This is a genomic window from Sulfitobacter sediminis, from assembly GCF_040811725.1.
Classification (GTDB): domain Bacteria; phylum Pseudomonadota; class Alphaproteobacteria; order Rhodobacterales; family Rhodobacteraceae; genus Sulfitobacter; species Sulfitobacter sediminis.
The window spans coordinates 59674-82146 of the sequence record NZ_JBFNXX010000004.1; the positions used below are offsets into that span (position 1 = coordinate 59674).

The window sequence follows — 22473 nt, forward strand, 5'->3', positions numbered from 1 at the left end:
GTCGCTGAAATCTACACAATCCGCGAGGACTGTTTGACTGTGGAAGTTCGGTACGTCATGCGACTGGCAGACATGAAAACACAAGGCGCTGCCGTCATCGCGGGCGGGCTCCTGTCCGGAGGTTGGTACCTGTCGGCACAGGCGCTTCTGTCGGGCACGGCAGCCCAGATTGTACCGGCGGCAGGCGCCATCGCGCTGGCCAGTATCACCCCGCTCCTGCTGTCCAAGAAAGCAACCGTCAAATCCATTTCGTCCGAGAACCTTTCGTTGTCGCAACGGCTGATCGCGCTCGATCGGCACGTCATGGTCAACGTGGTCGATTCCAATAACCTGCTGACCGAGGTCAACGACCAGATGGTCGAGATCACGGGTTACGCCCGCGAAGAGCTGATCGGCAAGCCGGTCAAAATGCTCTATTCCGATAACGATGGACACATGCTGGCCAATCAGATCCGCAATCACCTCGTGCGCGGCGAGACCTGGCAGGGCGAGACACCGCTGCGCCGCGCGGACGGACGCATCATCGTCACCCACACGACGGTTATTCCGCTGTTCGACGAGAAGGGGGGCTGGGTCGGCTCCATCTCGGCGCGGACGGATATCACGCGCATGAACAAGCTGATGGCCGAGCATGAAACGGTCGAGGCGCTGGACGAGCTGCGCGACGATATCTGGATACTGGACGCAAATACTTTCCGCTTCACGTACATGAACAAGACCGCGCTGCGCCGTGCGGGCTGGTCGGACCTCGATATCTCTGGGAAGGGGATCGAGGACATCCGCCATCTCGAGCACGCGCAAGCCATCCTGGACGCCTGCGAAAGTCTGCGGGAGAGCGACGAAAGCATCGGCTGCGTCGAGACGGAGCTTGACGGCACGCCCTTCTACGTCACCATCAAGTTCCTGCGCGTCGGCAATCACGCCGACCGCTTCCTGATCCTGCTCAACGACATGTCAGAGCGGCTGCTGGAGGAGCGCCAGAAGTCCGATTTCATCTCCATGGTCAGTCACGAACTGCGGTCGCCGCTGACCTCGATCAAGGGCTCCATGGGGCTGCTCCTGTCAAAGGCCGCGGGCGAGTTGCCCGATCGCGCGCTCAGCCTCCTGGAAATCGCGCACCGCAATGCAGATCGCCTCGTCCTGATCATCAACGACATTCTCGATCTCGAAAAAATCAGCACCGGGCGCATGGAATTCGAACAGCGCCGGGTCGATCTTTCCGGTCTGGTGCTCGAGACCAACGCGGCAAATCACATGCTGCACCAGCGCTTCGCCATCGACGTATCCGTTTCCGGAGCCGAGACGCCCATCCATGTCGTCACCGATCCCAACAGGATCATACAGGTGCTGACAAACCTCATTTCGAATGCCTGCAAGTTCTCCAAGCCCGGAGGGCGGGTCTCGATCAGCGTCGAGGACCAGGGAGAACAGGTGCGCGTCGCCGTGACAGACCAGGGCGCGGGCATTCCCTTCGAGGACCATCACAAGATTTTCCAGCGCTTCGCGGACCTCAAGAACTCCGATCGCGCCGTCAAGGGCGGCACCGGACTTGGCCTGAGCATTTGCAAGGCTATTGTCGAAAGCCTCGCTGGTACGATAGGGTTCAAAACCAAAGAAGGGGTGGGCACGACGTTCTATTTCGTCCTGCCGAAAACGGCGAGGTTGGGTAGCGATGAACAGCGTGAGGACGATTTGCGCGTGGCCTCGTAACAGGGGGCACCGATGATCAAATTGCTGCACGTCGAAGACGACGCCGATATCCGGGAAATCGCCGAAATGTCATTGAGCCTGTCGGGCGAGTTCGAGGTCACGCAATGTGTCTCGGGTGAGGATGCGCTGGCGCAGGTCAAGGATTTCACCCCGGATGTCATTCTCCTGGACATGATGATGCCGGGGCTGACCGGTCGGCAGACGTTGGAAGAGATGCGCAAGATGCCGCATCTGGCGGATGTACCGGCGATCTTCATGACGGCTCGGGCGCAGGCTGCGGAACTGGATGAGCTTCGTGATGCCGGTGCCGCAGACGTGATCAGCAAGCCCTTCGATCCGATGTCGCTGGCAGATCAGATCAAGGCAGTGCTCGGAGGCTGACGGGCTAAAGGACAGGATGGCCCCTGCATGGGTCACGCCTGCGGCTCGAGATTAAATTCGTCACAATCGGACCAAACGAAACCCCGGACGGGGTCCGGGGCAGGAGCGGCTTCATGGTTTCGATGCAGCCTAGTCGCGGCTTTCCAGCAACGCGTCGCAGGCTCCGACGAAATTATCGAGGAAAAAGATCAGTTCACCTGGGCAAATCGCGAGATCCGCATCAGGGCCTTCGAGGTGCGCGATGATTTCGTTTTCGCAGGCATGCGCGCTTTGCCCAAGCGGCGCGAAGCCGAGCGATCCGGCCGTGCCCGCGATCTGGTGCAGGATTGCCTGCGCCGAGGCGAGGTTGCCGTTCACCTCCTCGAGTGTCTCGCCTTCCCATGCGCCCAGTGCGTGGGTCGCGATGCGTTCCTTGCGTTCGGCCAGCATCGTCAGAAACCGCTCACGGACCCGTTCGAGGCCGGGCAGTTGGTCAACCATGTCCTTCATGCCGATTTTCCCATGTCCCAGAAGTCTTTTTGCGCGTCCATATGCGCAACCGCTGCTGCTTCGGCGCTGGCGTGGGCGGTGGCCAGCGCATCCATGACGGACGCACCGGATTTCCAGATCAGCCGCTCGGGCGCACCCGCGATGACCCTCGGGTGCAGTCGTTCACCGGTGTTGTCGTAAAGCTCAGTGGTCGCAAGCGACAGGTTGATGGCGTCCATCAGCTTGGCCACGTCCGGTCGCCAGCCGGACTCGGTAACGCAAACAAAGGTCCCATTGCCCGCGTAGGACATGAGGAACTGATGGCCCATCAAGGTGTCCGAGATGACCTCGGCAACGTCCGAGATCAGCGAGAAGAACTCGAAGGCGGACATCGTCCGGTGGTAGGTCTCGATCTCGCGGATCGTGAAGGCGAAGGTTGTCGATCCGAAGAGCGCGCTGCGCGAAAGCTGGGCGACATAGTTCTGCATCGCCATATACTCGATGACGTTGTCCACGTCGTAGATCGAGATCGGCTCAAAAAGCTCAACAGTATTCGGCTGCTCGGGCATCGCCTGCGCCGCGAAAATCTTCTTGGTACGCGACTGGCGCGCCGCGACCAGCCCTTCGACCAGACCGATGCGCGCCTTCAACTCGGAGACCTCAAAAGGCTTGGTGACGTAGTCGGTCGCACCCGCCGCAAAGGCATTGTCCACGTAGCGCTTGTCGGCCATGGCGGTGAGCATCAGTACCGGTGTGTCGGCGTAGCGCGCCGTCTCGCGCATCCGGCGGGTCAGTTCGATCCCGTCCATGCCGGGCATCTGGATGTCGAAGAGGAAACAGTCGAAACGGGGCGCGTTCTCGGCATTGATCATTTCGAGCGCTTCCGCGCCGGACAATGCCACGCTGAGGCTGTGACCTCCGACGGCAACCATGAATTGCTTGAGCAGCTCCAGGATGATCGGATCATCATCGACGGCCAGGATTTGCATCTTTCTCTCCAACTTGCGGCAACGTCCAGATCAAGGATGACGCCGGAAATACTTCGACATTGGAAAGATGCATTCCAACTATGGCACAATTTGGGCAAATGAAGAATTAATAGGGGGCTAAATGCCTGTACTGTTTCTGAAATCAGTCGATATTCGAAGCTTAAAGCAATCTGGCGGGCAGCCCCCCTCTACCGTTTGCGAGGGGGTCCCGCGAAACGGATAGGCACCAAGCCCTTTATTTTATTGCTTCAACCCGTGGTGGAAATCGTCAACCATTTCATTTCGAAGCACCTTCCCACCGCTTTCTCAGGTCGATGGGAAAGGCTCGAAAAAAAATTTGCCAATCTGGCCCGAGTGGCTTCTCAGCTCAGGTTTTCTTTCGATCGTCGATGATTCCCATGCTCGCGATCAAGCTTTGCCCCAGTTCGATTGATGCAAAAGGGCCGCCGTGGCACATCGTGCCGGGGTCCATCGGGTCGGCGGGTCCCTGAGCGGCGAGGATTTCCTCCGCGAACTGCTCGGCGTTGTCTTTGGGCCGGTAGCCCAGGAATGCCGCCTTCGCGTTGTCCACCGGTGCACGATCGTTGTTCGACACACCATAAACAATGGTGAAACCGACAACGGGCGTATCGATGGCCCGGGTGACCAGCTGGATCAGGTCATCGTAGGACAGCCATGACCCCAACGCGCGGGAGTTCGTCACCTGCGCGGCACTCAGGATGCGCAGATGCACGGACTCCATCTGCCGCTTCTCCCAGTACATCCGCCCAAGGTCCTCGGTGAAGCATTTGGCCAGCCCGTAGAAAGTATCTGGCCGGTGGGGGACATCCGTGCCGATACACTCGGTTTTGGGGTACATGCCGACCGCGTGGATGGAAGAGGCATAAACCACCCGGCGCACCCCGTGGCGGTACCCTGCCTCCCAGATGTTGTAGGAACCCACGAAATTCGGGCCCAGCATCTCTTCGAACGGGCGCTCATCCACGATCGCTCCTAAATGCACGACCATGTCCGCGCCCGCCATTAGCGGTTCGATCTGCTCGAAACTGGCAAGGTCCGCCTTCACGTAGCTTTCGCCGGGATAGAGCGTGCCGATCTCGTCGACGATATCCGTGCTCAGCAGCTCATCGCACATCTTGGAAAGCGGTTCCCGCAGATGCGATCCCAGACGCCCGGCGGCGCCTGTCAGCACCAGTTTCTTCAGTTTCATGGCATTCCCCTTGTCTTCAGATGACCGCTTTTTCGACGAAAGCGCGCCCGGTCTCAAGCCGCGCGTAATGGAACGGTGCCAGGTCAAGCGTGCGGTAGGCGCCGTAGGTGATGTACTCGGCCACGCCGCGCCCGATGGCAGGGCTTTGTTGCAGGCCGTGGCCGGAGAAGCCGTTCATGAATAGGAAATTCCCGACTTTCGTGTGCGGCCCGAGAATCGCGTTCTGGTCGAAGGTGTTATAGGCGTAGTGGCCCACCCATTCGTTGATCACTTTCACCCGCTCGAAGGCCGGGATGCGTGTGGCGATGGCCGGCCAGACCTTTTCCTCCCAGATCGTGTGGTCGAAGGCAAAGTCGTCGTAGGCTACATCAGGGTCGTCGTCCGGAGGGCAGCCGGCAAGGTAATACTTCCCGTCCGAGCGCACGTGCACGCCCGAGGGGTCGATAGTGAGCGGCAGGTCCTGTTCCAACGGCTCGGCGGCGGCGAAGACGTACGAATAGCGCTTGCGCGGCCGCACCGGCAGTTCGATCCCGGCCATCCGCGACGTCGCCACCGCCCGCGGCCCCGAGGCATTGACCAGCGTTCCGCAGGCAATCGTCTGGCCCGACTTCAGCATCACCCCCTCGACCCGCGTTCCCGCGCCGTTGAGAGACAGGCCCATCACCTCGTCGTGCAGGTAGGTGACCCCGTTGCGCCGGGCCATCCGTTTGAACCAGTCAAACATGGTCCCGCCATCGAAATAGCCCTCGTCGACGGTGCTGTGATTGCCTGCGATGATGCCGTCGAGGTTGTAGAACGGATAGGCCGCCGCGATCTCGTCCCGGGTCATATGCTGCGTCTGCGCGCCGAGGGCCGACTGTATCTGCTGGCTCTGGTGCAAGACCTTCGCAAAGGCCGCGTTGTCGGCAAGGTAGAGATATCCGAAGCTTTGCAGCGTCAGGTTCGGCACCTCTGGGTCGCCTCCCATGAAGTCACGGAAATTCTTGATGAATTCCGCGCCGAATTGCGAGATGCGAATGTTGGTCTCGTTCGAGAACTGCTGCCGGATGCATGAATTTGTGTGGCTGGTCGAGGCGAACTGATAGGTAGTGTCACGCTCCACCACCAGAACGCTGCCGCCGAAGCCGGGCATCTGGCTTAGCCACCAGGCAAGCGAGGAGCCGTAGATGGCGCCGCCGACGATCACCACATCGTAAGATCGCTGCACGGGCATGGCCATCGATTCTCTCCCTGTCTGCCTTCCGCTCTATCCCAAGGTGCTGGCGGTCGTAAATCTCTGTGAAGGGCCCCCGTTAAGGGGCGAAGGGACGCGCAAGCGCCCGTTCCACCATGAACAGGTGATCCTGTCCGTAAAACATATCGCCGTCCACGAAATAGGTGGGCGACCCGAAAACGGACCGCGAAATCGCCTCGTCGGTATTGGCCCGGTGCTGCGCCTGAACGTCGTCGCTTTTCGCTGCCTTCATCAGTGCCTCACCATCAAGCCCGACTTCCTCGGCAATCCGCCGCAATGTACCTGTATCCGCAATATCCGCATCGTCCCGCCAATGCGCCTGCAGGATCGCCCGGCTGAGCACATTTGCGTGTTCGCCCGCCGCGATGATCGCTCCGTTCGCCAGATCGAGGGGATTGTCGTGATGCGTGGGCCGGTGCCGGACCATCGGCAGCCCCCGGACCTCCGCCCAGCGATACATGTCGCGCCCGAAGAAATAGTCGATGTGAGCCTGGGTCCGTTCCCTGAACCCCTTGGCCCCGGTTGCGGCGATGACGGGCCCGAAGTCGAAGGGGCGATGGACCACCTTGGCTTCTGCCTCTGTAGCAATGCGGTCCAGTTCCCAGGCGCCGAGATAGGCGTAAGCGGAATGTGCAGAGTAGAAATATTCGATGGTCTTTTCGCTGGGCATTGGGTCGGCTCCTCTTGCGCCGACACTCGGTCAGGCCAGCCGCGAAAGCAATGCCCGCCGATGCGACAAGTGCCGCCAAAGCACGTGCAGCGTCGTTTTCGACATTGAGCGGCCCACATTGCCGGGCCAAGATGACCGCATGAAAGCGCCGCTCATTGACAACCTGCAATACGCCAATTTCTCGCCGAAGGTATTCGCCCAGATGCGCGAGGGCGGAGTTGATGCGGTGCATGTCACCATCGCCTACCACGAGAGCTTTCGCGAGATGGTGCTGAACCTCGAAAGCTGGAATCGCTGGTTCGAGGATCATCCCAACCTGATTTTCAAAGGTACCAGCGCCGCCTGCGTCCGTCGTGCGCAAGCGGAGGGCCGCACAGCGATCTTCTTCGGCTTTCAGAACCCGAGCCCCATCGAGGACGACATCGGACTGGTCGAGATTTGCCACCAGCTGGGCATCCGCTTCATGCAGCTCACTTATAACAACCAGTCACTTCTGGCCACGGGCTGTTACGAGGATGAGGACACCGGCCTTACCCGCATGGGCAAACAGGTGGTCCGCGAGATGAACCGCGTCGGCATGGTCGTGGACATGAGCCATTCCGCCGAACGCTCCACGCTGGAGGCGATCGCGCATTCCACCCGCCCAATCGCCATTACCCACGCTAACCCGCACTGGTGGCACCCGGCGCTCCGCAACAAATCCGACACCGTGCTCAAGGCGCTGACCGGGGCAGGGGGGATGCTGGGCTTTTCCATTTATCCACATCACCTGGCGGGTGGATCGAACTGCACCCTGGAGAGATTTTGCGCCATGATCGCCGATGCGGCGGATCGCTATGGCGCCGAACACCTCGGGATCGGCACGGACCTCTGCCAGGACCAGCCCGACAGCGTAGTCGAATGGATGCGCGTCGGGCGCTGGTCCAAGGTCATTGACTACGGCGAGGGATCGGCCAGCAACGCGGGCTTCCCGCCAATGCCGGTATGGTTCAGTGACAACCGCGATTTCGGTAACATCCGCAAGGGATTGGAAGCCGTAGGTATGGCTCCGGCAGAGATCGACGGGATCATGGGCGGCAACTGGCTGCGGTTTTATGAGGAAAGTTTTGGCCCGCAATGAAGGACGATGCCCCCATCCCCCAGACTGACCTGCGTTCCCCTGACGAGGTCATGCGGCTTGCCCGCATGGGGTCTATGTTTCCCACGCGTCTCAGCTTCTTGCGCAGCCTGACGCGTCGGCTTGCGGCAGAGAAGGTCACCGTCACCCGCCCGGTCTGGGAGATGTCGGAAGAGGGCTTCGGCCACGTCGTCTATAGCCTGACCCTTGGCCGCCATCCCTACAGCCTTGTCGCTGTTTCCACCGATCTGCCCCCCGAGATGCGCACCGACCGCGTCATCGCCGAGGCCTGGGACACGTCCTACGTCCTTTACGACGGCGTCCCCGACGCCGACGAGATCGCCCGCATCTGCGCCGCCGCTCCGAAACAGGAGGCCGCGCGGTTCACTGAACGCGACCTGATCCTCAGCCGCGCGAACAAGTCCGTGCGCCTATTTGCCCATGTGGTCGAGGCACTGCGCGCAGGTCGCCAGCCGGACGAGGGGATGATCCGTAGCGTCGGCTATTTGATGAGAACCACGGCGGTCTACGGCAACGGCAAGTTCGGCATCGCCGACCGCAATCTGATCGAGAACCGCCCCGGCCTCGAAGGTCCCTTCGCTGCCGAAATGCTGACCGTCTGGCTGATCCGTCACTTCACGCACGATCTGGTGGAACACGTGGGCCGGGGCCGCCTCGACCGTCATCTGAAACGCCATCTTGGCATCGGCAACGCCACCGGGCTCGGGATGGCGCCATTCCTCGTCAATCATCCGGTGTTGCTGAACAACTGGATGACAGTGCGCGAAACCGCACTTGCCCGCGTGCGGGCCATCGAAACACTCGACGCCGACCAGCAGGCGCGGCTCGAGGCGTTGGCAGAGCGCGCCGCGACACATCTGGGTGAATGGAATGTGCCAGACCCGGCCCATCAGGCCCGCATCGACACCCTGCGCGCCGATTGGGAGACCGCCCGTGCGGGTTTCGACTTCTCCACCGGTCGACCGCTGGACCGTGCGATGGACAGCGTGAAGAGCGCCTCACTCGACGTGCAGGAACTCACTGCTGCCCTGATCATCGAACCTTTCGGCGATCTGGTCGATCCTCTTGCCGAGTGTATGGGCGATCCCTTTGGTCCCCTTTGCGCCCCCTTCCGGGATGTGAACGATCTGCGCCAGACCATCGAGATCCGGTTCGGCTGGGCGCTGGCACCCGACTACGATACCCCGGATGGCTGCGGCCAGTTCTGGTACGTCTCGGAAGCCAAGCAGGAACCGCGCCTGGGGTTGCGGTTCGACGAGCCGGGGGCGGAGCTGGAAAGCCCCCTCGACATCGGCCGCCGCGTCAAGGCGCTGTACCGCGGATTGGCTGAGGCCCGTGGTCCGGTCTCCGACTTCCTTGCCGAGCAGCCGGAATATGCGCTCGCCGTTTCCCGCGTGCAAATGGGGCCGCGTTATCCCTACGCCGAGATCCGCGACAACCTGATCGCCACCTCCTGCCTGCCGATCGACATGCTGCGCTGCAAACTTAGCTTCTTCGGGGCCTCCAAATTCGATCCAAAGTCAGATCGCTGGACCCGGATCACCCTCTGCCAGGGCGCACCGCTTGCCGATGAACTGGCAGAGCGCGCGGACGATTGGTGGCTGCCAGTGTTTGGCGCATGAAGGTCTCGGCCAACGAAGTGATGACATTGGCCACCAAGGCCGCCCGCGGTGCGGGGGCACCACCGGCTCAGGCCGCCGATTTCGGGCGTGCGGCGGTGCGCCACCTCATCGCAGGCCGTGCGCCGCAGAGCCTCACTGACGCGCTCGCCGCCCTGCCGGAGGGCCCGATCCTGTCGCTTCCGCTGGCGTTTGCGCGGCTGATGGAAAACGCGAAAGACGAGACGGCGGAGGGTAAGATCAAGCTGGATGCTGACCCTGACCTGACGCAAAGCTATGCCGAAGCCCAGCCCTTTGCGACCGAGACCTCGGTGCAGAAGGATGCGCTGGCGGTGCGTATCTTCCTGGACCGTCCCAATACCGCCAAGCCCGTTGCCCGCGTGGACCTCTCCGACGATCTGGCGTTCTTGATGCAGAACCTCGCCGCCCGCATTCTCGTGCCCGAAAGCGAAGCCTCGCGCCGGTCCGGGGCGGGTGCGGGCCTGACCGACAACGACTGATCTTTTGTCGTCCCGCTGTCGGGGCCGAGAGACATACTCATCGCCCCCTTGGTTTTGCGCGCAATGTCGGATCGGCCTCTGTCGGGTCTTCCGGCCAGGGATGTTTCGGGTAACGGCCGCGCATGTCCTTGCGCACATCCGCGTATGAGGATGCCCAGAACCCCGGCAAGTCCATAGTGATCTGGACCGGGCGATGTGCAGGAGAGAGCAGCGTGATCTGCAACGGCTGGCCAGCCACGGTCGGGTGCCGTGTCACACCGAACAATTCCTGCAAGCGCACTTCGATCCGGGGCGCCTCGGCATCGTAATCGATAGGCACGCGCCGTCCCAGAGGTGTTTCGAAATGCGGCGGTGCCGCGGTATCGAGGGCTTGTTGCTGGTCCCAGTTCAGCCGTGCACGCAAGGCTGGCAAGAGGTCAAAGGCCTTCCAGTCTGCCGCCGAGCGGACGCCCGAGAGATGCGGCAGCAACCAGTCTTCCAGTGTTTCCATCAAGTGTTCTTCGGAGAAATCCGGGAAATCCGCACCCATCAACCGCGCCCGCGCGAGGAATCGCCGGGCGGCAGGCGCTGGCGTCAGGCCCAGTTGGCGCACGCCCTCCAGCATCGCCCGAGCCACATCCTCCACCGGCGCTTCCGGCCAGGTTCGGTCATCAAGCACCAGCGCGCCAAAGCGCTCCTGTCTGCGGGCGATCACGCGTCCGTCCCGCCGGGACCATTCACAGACCTCGACCCAGACAATCTGATCGGTGAACAAGTCCCGCAATTCGCTTTCCGACAGACGCGCCGCCTGCCGCACACGAGCCTCGCGCGGATCACCATCAAGGTCCGTGGCCACGATCAGCCGCTCGCCTGCCAGGGCGTCCCCTTCCGGCAGTATCGCCCCCTTGCCGCCCGAGAGCACGTAGCGCGGTGCATCCCCCTTGCGGCGCAGACCGATGCGGTCGGGGTATGCGAGGGCCGCCAGCGGGCCGATGGCATTGGGGCCTGTGTCGTTCTGACCTAGCGCGAGGCGTCTGGCCTCGGCCCGGATGCGCGCGATGGTGGGGCGGTGGGGCTCTGTCGGCGTCGGTCTGCCCTCGACCGCATCCATGCGCTGGGCAAGGTCCGCGCCCGCGCCGCGCATCGGGTCGCGCTCGGCCAGCAGTGCGGCAAGGGTTGGCGCACGTGCGCCACCCCGGCTGACCATATGGGCAAGACGCGGATGCAGCGGCAGCCGCGCCAGCGCGCGGCCGTGATCGGTGATGCGGCCCTGCACATCCAGCGCGCCCAGCATCTGCAAGAGCGCGCGTGCCTCCGCGAGCCTTCCCTCGTGCGGCGGCGTGACGAAAGCCAGATCAGTCGCCTCGGCCCCCCAGAGCGCCAGTTCCAACGCGAAACCGCTCAGGTCACCCGCCTCGATCTCCGCCGGGGGATACGCCGCGAGTGCTCCCTCTTCGCCCCTTGTCCAGAGCTTGTAGGCAACACCTTCGGCCAGACGCCCCGCGCGGCCCTCGCGCTGGGTGGCTTCCGCACGTGTCACCTTCTCGGTGATCAGCCGCGACATGCCCGAAGCTGGATCGAACCGCGCCCGCCGTGCGCGGCCCGCGTCCACAACGATGCGGATGCCCTCGATGGTCAGTGAGGTCTCGGCGATGGAGGTCGCCAGCACGACCTTGCGGCCTTCCCTTGCGGGGGCGATGGCCGCGCGCTGGGCCTTGAAATCCAGCGCGCCGAAAAGCGGCGCAAGGCTGCTATCGGCGGGCAGGCGGGCTCTCAACAGCGCCTCCGTGCGCCTGATCTCGGCCTCGCCGGGCAGGAAGACAAGGGCGGAGCCCGGCGCCTCGGCCAGCGCTTTCAATGTGAGGTCAGCGGTGGCCTCTTCCAGACGCTGCTTGCCAATGGGTTTGTCGAGCCAGACCGGTGTGACCGGAAAACTGCGGCCATCCGAGGTGACGATAGGGGCCTGCATGATCTCTGCAACCGGCCCTGCGTCGAGCGTCGCGGACATGGCGACCAGCAGAAGGTCATCACGCAAGGCGCCCGCCACTTCGAGCGCCAGCGCCAGCCCAAGATCGGCATTCAAGGAACGTTCGTGGAATTCGTCGAAGATCACCGCGCCTATCGCCGGCAGATCGGGCTGGTCCTGGATCATGCGGGTGAGGATGCCCTCGGTCACGACCTCGATACGTGTCGCGGCGCTCACCGCGCTTTCCCCGCGGACGCGAAAGCCGACGGTTTCCCCCGCTTTCTCCCCGAGTGTCAGAGCCATGCGCTCCGCTGCGGCGCGCGCGGCAAGGCGGCGGGGCTCCAGCATGACGATCTTGCCCTCAGTCAGCCCGGCTTCCAACATCGCGAGCGGCACGCGCGTCGTCTTGCCTGCCCCCGGCGGTGCCTGCAGCACGACGCGGCCCCGCGACCGCAGTGCGGCGATGACCTCGGGCAGAACGCTGTCGATGGGCAGGGTGTCGGACATGGGCCGGTTATCGGGCAAAGAGGGGTCAAGGCCAAGGCCCGGGGGATGGACAAACCCCGCAGCCATCCGCAAAAGATGCGCCATGGATATCGAAGACCTATCAGAGCGCGTCAGCGCAGGGGAAAGGCGCGCGCTGGCGCGGGCGATCACGCTGGTGGAATCGGGCCGCGCGGATCACCGCGCGCAGGCGGCGGAGCTGCTTGCCGCCCTGCCGCAGGACCGGCAGGCGCTGCGGATCGGGCTGTCGGGCACGCCCGGCGTGGGCAAATCCACTTTCATCGAAAGCTTCGGGATGATGCTGATCCGCAAGGGCCTGCGCGTCGCGGTTCTTGCGGTTGATCCCTCGTCCTCGCGCTCGGGCGGATCGATCCTTGGTGACAAGACACGGATGGACCTCTTGAGCCGAGAGGCAAATGCCTTCATCCGCCCGTCCCCCAGCCAGACGCATCTGGGCGGTGTCGCCCGGCGTACCCGCGAGGCGGTGCGGCTGTGCGAGGCGGCGGGGTTCGACGTGGTGCTGATCGAGACGGTGGGCGTGGGCCAGTCCGAGACGGTGGTAGCGGAGATGTCCGACCTCTTCCTCTTGCTGCTCGCCCCGGCGGGGGGCGACGAACTGCAGGGCGTGAAACGCGGAATCATGGAGATGGCGGATATCATCCTGATCAACAAGGCCGACGGCGATCTGAAGGCGGCGGCGACGCGGACCTGCGCGGATTACGCGGGTGCCTTGCGGTTGTTGCGAAAGCGGCCGCAGGACCCGGAAGGATATCCCTGCGCGATGACGGTCTCGGCCCTGGAGGAAAACGGGTTGGAAGCCGCCTGGGAAGCGATGGAAAAGCTGACCGACTGGCGGCGTAGCGAAGGCTGGTGGGACCGGACGCGCGCGGCACAGGCGCGATACTGGTTCTCGGAGGATGTGAAGCAGCGCTTGCTTTCGCGGTTGCAGGAACCAGAGGCAAGAGCCGCGCTTAAGGCTTTGAGTGATGAGGTTGCGGCGGGGGAGGCCGACCCCTCGGTTGCGGCGCAGGCGTTTGTGGATCGGCTGGGCGGTTGAAGCTGTAGCTGGGCGGAATTCTCGAAAATTCCGGTACGGAGATTTTGAAATCTCCGGGCCGTTTTCTTTGAAGAAAACGGGCGTGGGGTCCCGGTTGCCCGTGGGCAATTTCGGATTCGATGTGCGATCAGGGTGCTAAACTTTTGTTAATAAATGATTAACCGGCTTTCGGATGTGCGCGGTTATAGACTTCCATCAGCCGCGCCGTGTCCACCGCCGTGTAGGCCTGCGTGGTCGATAGCGAGGCATGGCCCAGAAGCTCCTGTATCGCCCGCAGATCGCCGCCGGCGTCCAGCAGATGCGTCGCGAAACTGTGCCGCATCGCGTGGGGTGTAGCGCTCGCAGGGAGGCCAAGCTGCATCCGCGCATCCGCCATCACCTTGGCAATCGCACGGGGGCTGAGAGGCCCGCCCCGGATCGCGCGGAAGAGGGGACCGTCGGCCTCGGTTGGATGGGGGCAAAGCCGCTGGTACGCCTCGACCGCGTCCCGCGCGGCGGGCAGCACGGGCACCACACGCTCCTTGCCGCCTTTTCCCAGAATACGCAGCGTGTCGGGCAGGGGCGCATCGCGTCCCTTGAGCCCGAGGGCTTCGGAAATGCGCAAACCGCATCCCCAGAGGAGCGTCAGCACCGCCACATCGCGGGCGGAAACCCAAGGCCGGTCCGACTGGAGTTCCACGCAGTCGATCAGTGCCTTTGCCGCGTCCACGGCCAGCGGGCGGGGAAGCTTCTTTTGGTACTTCGGTGCCCGGGTGGACAGCACCGCGGTCGGCTCGAACCCTTCGCGCTCGGCCAGCCATCGGTAGAAAGCCTTGACCGCCGACAGCTTGCGCGCCATCGACCGGGGCCCGACGTTCGGCCCGCGCGTCCGCGCCATCCAGGCGCGCATGTCGGTGATGGTGATTTTCGCCAGCGCCCCCAGACCCTGGGATTCGCCCTTGTGCACGGTGATGAAGGCCAGAAAATCCGCGACGTCACCCTGATAGGCGGTGATCGTGTTCTCGGCGGCACCTTTCAGGGCGCGCTGATGTTCCAGCCAGGATTGCAGCGCGTCGCGCGCGGCGGGGCTGATCAGCCCTTGTGCGGCAGAGAGGTCCGGCCCGCTCAAGACAGCCAGCGGCGCATCGCGCGCTCGAAGACGCCGGTGAAGAAGGCCAGAAGGTCTGTGCCCTGCTGCGGTCCGAACATATGCGGGTCTTCGGCACCCAGCACCAGCAGCCCCGGCAAACGGCCCGCGCCGAAATCCAGCTTCAGACATGCTTCAGAACGAATCCAGTCAGCCTTATCACCAAAGATCTGCTCTGACGCGTGCTGGACCCCCCGCAGTGTGACCTGCCGCGCCATGTTGCCTCGGCCTTGGGTGATGTAGTCATCAATGAAGCCGGGTTCCGCCACGCTGAGCACGTCGCCCAGCCGCTTTACGGCAGGGTCGTTGTCGTTCTGAACCGACTCCAGCACCAGCCTGATCGCATCGACGCGCAGGATTTCGGCAACCTCGCCGCCCAGGTCTCGCAGAAACGGCTCGAACTCCAACGGGTCAAGCAGGCGCAGGATGGCGCGGTGTATCTGGTTGGTGCCCGCGAGGTTCTCGTAAGCCGCCGCGATGACGCTTCGGTGGGTGTCTTCCAGACGGTCAAGCCGCGCCTCGAGCCTTTCCATCGCGATGCCGCGCAAATCGACGATGTTGCCGCCCATCGCCCGTTCGTTCGCGGCAATCAGTGCCTGCATGACGTCGCTGTCATCCAGAATCACATCGGGTTGCGAGATGATCGCCTCGCGCAGGGCGTCATCTATCTTTGGATTGCTGCTCATTGCCGTCTCTTTTTGGTTTGGCCTTGCATAGCACGACGTTTGTTCAAAATCTGCCCCAAGTTTGAGTGAAAGGCGATCTGTGGCTCTCAGGTGTCAGCCGCAATGCTGGAAATGGGGCAACAGTTTGCCGCACCTTCGCCGGCAGATGGGCGATTGCCGCGAAATGGTCACATCAGCACCATCAAGCGGTTCGCCTGAAAGGACATTTTCACTGTGTACTGCGAAACGCCCATCCTTTCGAGAGACATGCCAGATGCATCAGCCCCAGGCCACATCAACCTCCCTTTTCCCCTTGGGACCAACCCAGTTGCGCGCCTTGCTCGAAAGTCTGAGGGGCGATCCGATCAGAGAATCTTCTGCCCGGTCTTGGCCCAGTCAGCCATGAACTGATCGAGGCCTTTGTCCGTCAGCGGATGCGAGACGAGCTTGCGGATCACGTCGGGCGGGGCGGTCATCACGTCGGCACCGACGAGCGCGCAATCCTGCACGTGGTTCACGGAGCGGATCGAGGCGGCAAGAATGTTCGTCTCGAACCCGTAGTTGTCATAGATCGTGCGGATATCCTGAATGAGGTCCAACCCGTCGAGGTGGATGTCGTCCAGCCGTCCAATGAAGGGTGAGATGAATGTCGCCCCCGCCTTGGCCGCAAGCAGCGCCTGATTGGCTGAGAAGCAGAGCGTCACGTTGACCATGTGTCCATCATCCGTCAGCACCTTGCAGGCCTTCAGCCCGTCCCAGGTCAGCGGCAGTTTGATCGCGATGTTCTCGGCGATCTCGGCCAGCTTGCGGCCCTCGGCGATCATTGCCTCGGCGTCCATCGCCACCACCTCGGCAGAGACCGGACCGGAGACGAGGTCGCAAATCTCCTTGGTGACTTCCATGATGTCGCGGCCCGATTTGAGGATCAGCGAGGGGTTGGTCGTCACGCCATCCACGAAGCCGAGTTCGTTCAACTCGGCAATGGCGTCGATTTCGGCGGTGTCTACGAAGAATTTCATGGCGCGGGTCTCCCAGGCAGTCGTGGGTTTCGGATCGAACATGTTACCGCTAACGCGGTGAGCCTTGCCTTGGCTTTACCGCATGATCTGCGATGCTTAAACCCTCAATCGTGTATTCGCGTCACGGAGCCCTTCTTGAGCAGCCCGGAATTCTTCGATCACGGCGATCTGGTGGCCGTTCTGACCACGCAGCCGCTGGGCCGCGCGCTAGATTACCGCGCACCCGAGGGAGGCTGCCACGCCGGCGCTTTCGTCGAGGTGCCGCTTGGGCCGCGCAAGGTGCTGGGCGTGGTCTGGGGTGCGGGGCAGGGGGATTACGATCTGTCGAAAGTGCGCCACGTGATCCGCGTGCTCGACGCCGCCCCCATGCGCGACGAGATGCGGACGTTCCTTGAACGGGCAGCCGCCTATACGCTGACGCCGATGCCCGCCATGCTGCGGCTGGCAACCCGCGCGCCGGGGCTGGGCGATCCGCCGTCCATGCGCAAGATTTACCGGCGCGGCGAGGGTGAGCCGGACCGGATGACCGATGCCCGGAGGCGGGTCTTGGAGGTGCTCGCGGACTATGGCGATCTGTCCTTCACGCTCAAGGAACTCGCCGACATGGCCGGGGTGACGTCCACGGTCGTGAAGGGCCTGGCGAAACAGGGCGTCGTGCGCGAAGAGGACGCGCCGCGCGACATGCCCTTTGCACGGCTCGATCCCGCATTGCCCGGGAAGGAACTGACGGAGGATCAGGCCGCCGCAGCAGAGGTTCTGGCGGAAGGCGTGCGATCGGGGACCTACGGCACGACGCTTTTGCGCGGGGTCACCGGATCGGGCAAGACCGAAGTTTACCTCGAAGCGGTCGCCGCTGCGCTGCGTCAGGGGCGGCAGGCGCTGGTGCTGCTGCCGGAAATTGCCCTGACCGAGCAATTCCTGACCCGCGTGCAGGAGCGTTTCGGGGCCAAGCCCGCCGAATGGCACTCGGGCGCCACCATGACAGAGCGGCGGCGTATCTGGCGCATGGTGGGGCAGGGCCATGCGCAGCTGGTGATCGGGGCCCGTTCGGCGCTGTTTCTGCCCTACCAGAACCTCGGCCTGATCGTCGTCGATGAGGAGCACGACACCTCCTACAAGCAGGAGGAGGGTGTGCTCTACAACGCGCGGGACATGGCGGTGCTGCGCGCGGCGATCTGCGGGGCGCAGGTGGTGCTGGCCTCTGCCACGCCTTCGCTTGAGAGCTGGGCGAACGTGGAGGCGCGGAAATACCGCAAGCTGGAACTGACCTCGCGCTTCGGCCCTGCGGTGATGCCCAAGATGGGGGCCATCGACATGCGTGCCGAGGGCCTGCCATCGGACCGGTGGGTGTCACCCACCTTGCAGCGCGAGGTGAACACGCGGCTTGAACGCGGTGAGCAGGCGATGCTGTTCATCAACCGTCGTGGCTATGCGCCCATCACGCTCTGTCGGGCCTGCGGGCACCAGATCGGCTGCGATCATTGCGATGCGCGCATGGTGGAGCACCGGTTCCTCAAGCGGCTGATCTGCCACCAGTGCGGCGAAAGCAAACCCATGCCCGAGGCTTGTCCGGCCTGCGGCGCGGAAGGAAGACTGGCACCTGTGGGCCCGGGCGTCGAGCGGCTGGGCGAGGAGGCGGCGGCGATCTGGCCGGAGGCGCGGATCGCAACGCTTTCGTCTGACATGTACGGATCGGCCCGGGCGCTGAAGGCGGAAATCGCGGCCATTGGCGCGGGGGCGGCGGATATCATCATCGGCACGCAACTGGTTGCGAAAGGACACAATTTCCCCAATCTCACGCTCGTTGGCGTCATCGACGCCGACCTCGGGCTGCAGGGGTCCGACCTGCGCGCGGCGGAGCGGACGTTTCAGCTGATGCGCCAGGTCGCGGGCCGTGCGGGGCGGGCCGAGGCACCGGGGACGGCGCTTTTGCAGACTTACCAGCCGGAACACCCGGTGATCCGCGCGATATTGGCGGGGGACGAGGAAGCCTTCTGGGCGGCGGAAGCGGCCGAGCGCAAGGCGGCTGGCGTGCCGCCCTACGGGCGCATGGCGGGGATCATCCTGTCTGGGCCGGACGTGGCGCAGGTATTCGATGCGGGCAACCTGCTGGCGCGGCGGGATGAGCCCCTACGCCGCATCGGCGCGCAGGTGTTCGGGCCCGCCCCCGCCCCCATTGCGCGCGTCCGGGGGCGGCACCGGGTGCGGCTTTTGGTGAAGGCCGAGAAATCGGCACCCTTGCAGGAGGGGCTGGCGCGCTGGGTGGCGCAGGTCAAGCTCAAGGGTGAATTGCGGCTGGCGGTGGATATCGACCCGCAGAGTTTCTATTGAAGGCGAACACGCGCCTTCGCGCCCCGGTGGAGTTTGGCAAAGACGCCCACGCGCGCCTCGGGAGACTGTCGGGACCTCTTCGCTAGCACACTTCCCAAGCGCCGGATCGGGCCGGGATGTCGAGGGCGCTGCAGGCTCACGAAAACCAAGGTCTCGAACCCGCCCTTGCACGAGCCCTGCCTGACAGAAGCCTGTCCGTTTCCCAAGCGGAATGGCCGTCTCCCCTGAAGGGGATCCTCGGCAATTCCGCTTGGCAATCGGCCCGCCTTCTGGCTGTCCGGCCTCACGCAAGGGCGGCTCCGAAACCAAGGTTGTGCTGGAGGGTGCACCGAGCGACAGGAAGGTCTGCGCTTTTGCGTATCGTCTTTTGCGCTGGCAGGGCGTAAAGCGTCTACATGGCACAGTTCATTACCCTTGCGGATGCAAAAAGACTGCCCGTGTGGCGCAGGCCGGTCGCGCTGTTGTTCCTCATGGCGCTGGGGATGCCGATAGCTTTCAATACATGGTCAGCACTGCTCAATAACTTCGTGATCGAAGCGGCGGATTTCGACGGGGCGGACATCGGGCTTTTGCATACCGTGCGCGAGATCCCCGGTTTTCTCGCCGTGGGGGTGATTGCCATTATCCTTTTCGTGCGCGAGCAGGTGCTGGGGCTTGTCTCTCTGGTACTCCTGGGCGCGGCGACGGCGGTCACTGCCTGGTTTCCGTCGATGGGGGGTATTCTGACCATCACCATGCTGAGCTCCATCGGGTTTCACTACTACGAGACGGTGAACCAGTCGCTGCAGCTGCAGTGGCTCAAGATCGAGGATGCGCCGCGCATGCTGGGCTGGCTGATGGCGGCGGGATCGGCGGCGACGCTGGTGGCCTATCTTGCGATCATCGCCCTGTGGGAGACCCTGGGGCTGTCTTACAATACCGTCTACATGGCCGGTGGCGGGCTGACGGTGATCATCGCCCTTTTTGCCATGGTCGCCTATCCGCAATTCGAGGCACCGACGCCTCAGAACAAGCGCATGGTGCTGCGGCGCCGCTATTGGCTTTACTACGCGCTGCAGTTCATGGGGGGGGCGCGGCGGCAGATTTTCGTGGTCTTCGCGGGCTTCATGATGGTCGAGCGCTTTGGCTGGGACGTCCATGAGATCACCACGCTTTACCTCATCAACCTCGTTGCGAATATCTTCTTTGCGCCGCTGCTGGGCCGGGCGGTGGGCTATTTCGGGGAGCGGCGCACGCTGGGGTTCGAGTACATCGGGCTTATCCTTGTTTTTCTCAGCTATGGCGGGGTCTATTACCTCGGCTGGGGGGTGGTGGTGGCGGCGGTGCTTTACGTGCTCGATCACCTGTTCTTTGGACTGGCGCTGGCGATGAAGACCTATTTCCAGAAGATCGCAGACCCCGCCGATATCGCGCCTACGGCAGCGGTGGCCTTTGCGATCAATCATATTGCGGCAGTCTTTCTGCCGGTGTTGCTGGGCCTGTTGTGGCTCGCCTCGCCTGCCGCGGTCTTTTTCCTCGCCGCGGCGATGGCGGGTGTGTCCTTCTGCCTTGCCATGCTGATCCCGCGCCATCCCGCACCGGGGAACGAGACGATCTTCAGCTTACGACTGCCCCAGGCGGCGGAATAGGTGGCCGAGCAGGGGCGGTTCCTGACCGGCGGCACCATGGGCCACGTGGTGCGGATGACCGCGACCGGGGCCATGGGGATCACCTTTGTCTTTCTGGTCGATGCGGCGAACCTCTTCTGGGTCAGCCAGCTGGGCCAGCCGCAGCTGGTCGCTGCCGTGGGCTTTGCCTATGCGGTGCAGTTCTTTTCCGTCTCAGTGGCCGTGGGCCTGATGATCGGGGCGACGGCTGTGATCTCGCGCAGCATCGGGGCGGGCAACCGCGAGCAAGCCCGGCGGCAGGCGGGGGCGGCGGTGGTCATTGCCGCAACGGTTCTGACCGGGGTCGTGGCGCTCATCGTGGGCTTTCGCCATGCGCTGGTGGGCTTTGCCGGGGCGGAGGGGGAGACCGCGCGGCTCGCCGCCCGCTACCTGGCGATCACCATCCCCTCGCTTATTCCGATGTCGGCGGCGCTGGTGCTTTCGGGCACGCTGCGCGCGGATGGCTACGGGGCCAAGGCCATGTATATCACGCTCAGTTCCGGCACGGTGCTGATGCTTGTCGATCCGGTGCTGATTTTCTGGATGGGCTGGGGGCTCGATGGCGCGGCCATCGGATTGGTGTTGTTCCGCTTCTGCCTGCTGGGCGTGGCGACCTATTTCGCCGTCATCCAGATGGCGCTGGTGGACCGTCCGCGCGTCCGCACCCTGCGCAACATCGCAGGCCCCTTCATGGGTGTCGCGGGGCCAGCCATCGCGACCCAGATGTCGACGCCCGCGGGCAACTACCTGCTGACCATCGTGATGGGCCGCTACGGCGACGAGGCCATGGCGGCCTGGGCGGTAATCGGACGGCTGACCGTGGTGGTGTTTGGCGGGGTCTTTGCGCTGTCGGGTGCGATTGGCGGCATCTTCGGCCAGAACTTCGGGGCAGGGCAGATGGACCGGGTGCGCAGCACCTACAGCAACGCGCTGGTCTTTTGCGGTATCTATACGCTGGTTGCCTGGGCCCTGATGCTGACCGCGACGCCCTATGTTATCGCGGCCTTCGGTCTCACAGGCTTGGGGCAGGAGGTTTTGCGGTCTTTCACCCTCGTAGGCGTTGGCGGTTTTGTCTTCATCGGCGCGCTTTTCGTCTCGAACGCGGCTTTCAACAACCTTGGCCGCCCGACCTGGTCGACCGTCGTGAACTGGACCAAGGACGGCGTGCTCAGCTATCCGGCGGCGGCGGCGCTTGCGGCGCTGTTCGGCGCGCCGGGCGTCATTTTCGGACAGGCGGTGGCAGGTGCTGTGATGGGCCTGATCGCCGCCACCTGGGGCTGGTTCTACGTGCGCGGCCTGCGCAACCCGGAAGAGGTCGCCCTTGACCCCGTCCATCCGCGCCCCTACCCGAACCCCGACAGACACCGGAGACGATGATGACCACATTCACCGCACTGACGACGCTTGAGGGACGCGACCAGGCCTATGCGCTGGGCGAGGCCATGGAGCGGCTGGAGCCCGCGCCGACCGGTGTCGGCGTCTTCGAGATGGAGGATGGATCGGGCCTGTGGGAAGTGGGCGGCTATTTCGAGGGTGCCCCGGACGAAACCGCGCTTGCGGTGCTGGCGGCGGCGATGGGTGCCAAGGCTTTCGTGGTCTCCGAACTGCCCGAGACCGATTGGGTCGCGCACGTGCGGCGCGAACTGGCACCCGTGGTGGCAGGGCGGTTCTTTGTCTACGGATCACATGACGCAGACAAGGTGCCCGAAGGATGTGAACCGCTGCTGATCGAAGCGGCGATGGCCTTTGGCACCGGTCACCATGGCACGACGCTGGGATGCCTGCGCGCGCTCGACCGTCTGGCGAACGACGGCTTTGTCGGACGTAACGTTGCGGACATCGGCTGCGGCACCGCAGTGCTGGCCATGGCCGCTGCCCGCATCTGGCCCGACCCGGTGCTGGCCAGCGACATCGACGAGGTGGCGGTCGATGTGGCGCGGGCCAACTTGATCGCAAATGGCCTGGAGGGCCGCGTGCGCTGTGTCGAGGCGGCGGGCTTCGATCATCCAGAGCTTGCGGCGGCAGCACCGTTCGATCTGGTCTTCGCCAATATCCTGAAGGGACCGCTGGTCGCGCTCGCGCCGGATATGGCCACGGCGCTGCAACCAGGTGGCTACGCGATTCTCTCGGGGATTCTCAACGAACAGGCCGACGAGGTGATCGCGGTTTATGCACGCAACGGCATCAATCTGGTGCGCCGCGAGAGCATTGTTGATTGGACAACCTTAACGCTGCAAAAAATCACCTAATTTGAGCGGCTT

At 63.6% G+C, this 22473-nt stretch carries 19 protein-coding genes; 10 read left to right on the forward strand and 9 right to left on the reverse strand.

What is annotated here, in order from left to right; translation table 11 throughout:
- Positions 1-72: 72 nt before the first annotated feature.
- Both AB2B41_RS06460 and AB2B41_RS06465 read left to right on the forward strand, forming a co-directional pair.
- The gene (locus AB2B41_RS06460) at positions 73-1710 is read left to right on the forward strand and encodes a PAS domain-containing sensor histidine kinase (RefSeq protein WP_367876944.1); all 1638 of its coding nucleotides are present in this window, start codon (positions 73-75) and stop codon (positions 1708-1710) included.
- A gap of 12 nt (positions 1711-1722) precedes the next feature.
- The gene (locus AB2B41_RS06465) at positions 1723-2091 is read left to right on the forward strand and encodes a response regulator (RefSeq protein ID WP_367876945.1); all 369 of its coding nucleotides are present in this window, start codon (positions 1723-1725) and stop codon (positions 2089-2091) included.
- 129 nt (positions 2092-2220) lie between these two features.
- On the opposite strand, the gene AB2B41_RS06470 is transcribed toward AB2B41_RS06465, so the two are convergent.
- The 5 genes from AB2B41_RS06470 to AB2B41_RS06490 form a co-directional block, all read right to left on the reverse strand.
- Entirely contained in the window at positions 2221-2580 is a 360-nt protein-coding gene (locus AB2B41_RS06470; protein ID WP_367876946.1) for an Hpt domain-containing protein, read from the reverse strand.
- Positions 2577-3548 carry a response regulator gene (locus tag AB2B41_RS06475; RefSeq protein WP_367876947.1) on the reverse strand — a complete coding sequence of 324 codons (972 nt, stop codon included), beginning with the start codon at positions 3546-3548 and terminating at the stop codon, positions 2577-2579. Before AB2B41_RS06475 ends, AB2B41_RS06470 begins: the two co-directional genes overlap by 4 nt.
- 367 nt (positions 3549-3915) lie before the next feature.
- The gene (locus AB2B41_RS06480) at positions 3916-4752 is read right to left on the reverse strand and encodes an NAD-dependent epimerase/dehydratase family protein (protein ID WP_420014282.1); all 837 of its coding nucleotides are present in this window, start codon (positions 4750-4752) and stop codon (positions 3916-3918) included.
- 22 nt (positions 4753-4774) lie between these two features.
- Positions 4775-5977, reverse strand: coding sequence for an NAD(P)/FAD-dependent oxidoreductase (locus AB2B41_RS06485; protein ID WP_367876949.1), 1203 nt, complete (start codon positions 5975-5977; stop codon positions 4775-4777).
- 73 nt (positions 5978-6050) lie between these two features.
- Positions 6051-6662, reverse strand: coding sequence for a 2-hydroxychromene-2-carboxylate isomerase (locus AB2B41_RS06490; RefSeq protein WP_367876950.1), 612 nt, complete (start codon positions 6660-6662; stop codon positions 6051-6053).
- Between the two features lie 139 nt (positions 6663-6801).
- On the opposite strand from AB2B41_RS06490, the gene AB2B41_RS06495 reads away from it, so the two are divergent.
- Genes AB2B41_RS06495 through AB2B41_RS06505 form a run of 3 tightly spaced genes read left to right on the forward strand, consistent with a single transcriptional unit; the run spans position 6802 to position 9919 of the window.
- Positions 6802-7782: a membrane dipeptidase gene (locus AB2B41_RS06495; protein WP_367876951.1), complete on the forward strand. Its 981-nt coding sequence runs from the start codon at positions 6802-6804 to the stop codon at positions 7780-7782.
- A complete protein-coding gene (locus AB2B41_RS06500) occupies positions 7779-9422 on the forward strand; it encodes a hypothetical protein (protein ID WP_367876952.1) in 1644 nt (547 codons plus the stop codon). Before AB2B41_RS06495 ends, AB2B41_RS06500 begins: the two co-directional genes overlap by 4 nt.
- Complete coding sequence (locus tag AB2B41_RS06505; RefSeq protein WP_367876953.1) at positions 9398-9919, forward strand: hypothetical protein; 522 nt, start codon at positions 9398-9400, stop codon at positions 9917-9919. The genes AB2B41_RS06500 and AB2B41_RS06505 overlap by 25 nt, the downstream gene beginning before the upstream one ends.
- A 37-nt stretch (positions 9920-9956) precedes the next feature.
- Here the strand turns inward: AB2B41_RS06505 and hrpB are convergent, their stop codons facing one another.
- Positions 9957-12371, reverse strand: a complete 2415-nt coding sequence (gene hrpB / locus AB2B41_RS06510; RefSeq protein WP_367876954.1) for an ATP-dependent helicase HrpB — start codon at positions 12369-12371, stop codon at positions 9957-9959.
- 82 nt (positions 12372-12453) lie between these two features.
- Between hrpB and meaB the strand changes: the two genes are divergently transcribed.
- Positions 12454-13425, forward strand: coding sequence for a methylmalonyl Co-A mutase-associated GTPase MeaB (gene meaB / locus AB2B41_RS06515; protein ID WP_367876955.1), 972 nt, complete (start codon positions 12454-12456; stop codon positions 13423-13425).
- A gap of 157 nt (positions 13426-13582) precedes the next feature.
- On the opposite strand, the gene AB2B41_RS06520 is transcribed toward meaB, so the two are convergent.
- From AB2B41_RS06520 to fsa, 3 genes are all read right to left on the reverse strand, one after another.
- Positions 13583-14533, reverse strand: a complete 951-nt coding sequence (locus tag AB2B41_RS06520; RefSeq protein WP_367876956.1) for a tyrosine recombinase XerC — start codon at positions 14531-14533, stop codon at positions 13583-13585.
- Entirely contained in the window at positions 14530-15237 is a 708-nt protein-coding gene (locus AB2B41_RS06525) for a DUF484 family protein (protein ID WP_367876957.1), read from the reverse strand. Before AB2B41_RS06525 ends, AB2B41_RS06520 begins: the two co-directional genes overlap by 4 nt.
- Before the next feature lie 344 nt (positions 15238-15581).
- On the reverse strand, positions 15582-16235 hold the full coding sequence (fsa, locus tag AB2B41_RS06530; protein WP_367876958.1) for a fructose-6-phosphate aldolase: 654 nt from the start codon (positions 16233-16235) through the stop codon (positions 15582-15584).
- A 135-nt stretch (positions 16236-16370) separates the two neighbouring features.
- Between fsa and AB2B41_RS06535 the strand changes: the two genes are divergently transcribed.
- From AB2B41_RS06535 to AB2B41_RS06550, 4 genes are all read left to right on the forward strand, one after another.
- Entirely contained in the window at positions 16371-18566 is a 2196-nt protein-coding gene (locus tag AB2B41_RS06535) for a primosomal protein N' (RefSeq protein WP_367876959.1), read from the forward strand.
- Positions 18567-18961: 395 nt separating this feature from the next.
- Positions 18962-20194 (forward strand): MFS transporter, encoded by a 1233-nt coding sequence (locus AB2B41_RS06540; RefSeq protein WP_367876960.1) that lies wholly within the window; start codon positions 18962-18964, stop codon positions 20192-20194.
- Positions 20195-21589, forward strand: coding sequence for an MATE family efflux transporter (locus tag AB2B41_RS06545; protein ID WP_367876961.1), 1395 nt, complete (start codon positions 20195-20197; stop codon positions 21587-21589).
- On the forward strand, positions 21589-22461 hold the full coding sequence (locus tag AB2B41_RS06550; protein ID WP_367876962.1) for a 50S ribosomal protein L11 methyltransferase: 873 nt from the start codon (positions 21589-21591) through the stop codon (positions 22459-22461). The genes AB2B41_RS06545 and AB2B41_RS06550 overlap by 1 nt, the downstream gene beginning before the upstream one ends.
- The last annotated feature ends 12 nt before the right edge of the window (positions 22462-22473 follow it).

Excerpts from the sequence above, each read along its gene's own strand:
- AB2B41_RS06460 (WP_367876944.1), top strand. The coding sequence starts at position 73 with ATGAAAACACAAGGCGCTGCCGTCATCGCGGGCGGGCTCCTGTCCGGA.
- AB2B41_RS06465 (WP_367876945.1), top strand. The coding sequence starts at position 1,723 with ATGATCAAATTGCTGCACGTCGAAGACGACGCCGATATCCGGGAAATC.
- AB2B41_RS06470 (WP_367876946.1), bottom strand. The coding sequence starts at position 2,580 with ATGAAGGACATGGTTGACCAACTGCCCGGCCTCGAACGGGTCCGTGAG.
- AB2B41_RS06475 (WP_367876947.1), bottom strand. The coding sequence starts at position 3,548 with ATGCAAATCCTGGCCGTCGATGATGATCCGATCATCCTGGAGCTGCTC.
- AB2B41_RS06485 (WP_367876949.1), bottom strand. The coding sequence starts at position 5,977 with ATGGCCATGCCCGTGCAGCGATCTTACGATGTGGTGATCGTCGGCGGC.
- AB2B41_RS06490 (WP_367876950.1), bottom strand. The coding sequence starts at position 6,662 with ATGCCCAGCGAAAAGACCATCGAATATTTCTACTCTGCACATTCCGCT.
- AB2B41_RS06495 (WP_367876951.1), top strand. The coding sequence starts at position 6,802 with ATGAAAGCGCCGCTCATTGACAACCTGCAATACGCCAATTTCTCGCCG.
- AB2B41_RS06500 (WP_367876952.1), top strand. The coding sequence starts at position 7,779 with ATGAAGGACGATGCCCCCATCCCCCAGACTGACCTGCGTTCCCCTGAC.
- hrpB (WP_367876954.1), bottom strand. The coding sequence starts at position 12,371 with ATGTCCGACACCCTGCCCATCGACAGCGTTCTGCCCGAGGTCATCGCC.
- meaB (WP_367876955.1), top strand. The coding sequence starts at position 12,454 with ATGGATATCGAAGACCTATCAGAGCGCGTCAGCGCAGGGGAAAGGCGC.
- AB2B41_RS06525 (WP_367876957.1), bottom strand. The coding sequence starts at position 15,237 with ATGAGCAGCAATCCAAAGATAGATGACGCCCTGCGCGAGGCGATCATC.
- fsa (WP_367876958.1), bottom strand. The coding sequence starts at position 16,235 with ATGAAATTCTTCGTAGACACCGCCGAAATCGACGCCATTGCCGAGTTG.
- AB2B41_RS06540 (WP_367876960.1), top strand. The coding sequence starts at position 18,962 with ATGGCACAGTTCATTACCCTTGCGGATGCAAAAAGACTGCCCGTGTGG.
- AB2B41_RS06550 (WP_367876962.1), top strand. The coding sequence starts at position 21,589 with ATGACCACATTCACCGCACTGACGACGCTTGAGGGACGCGACCAGGCC.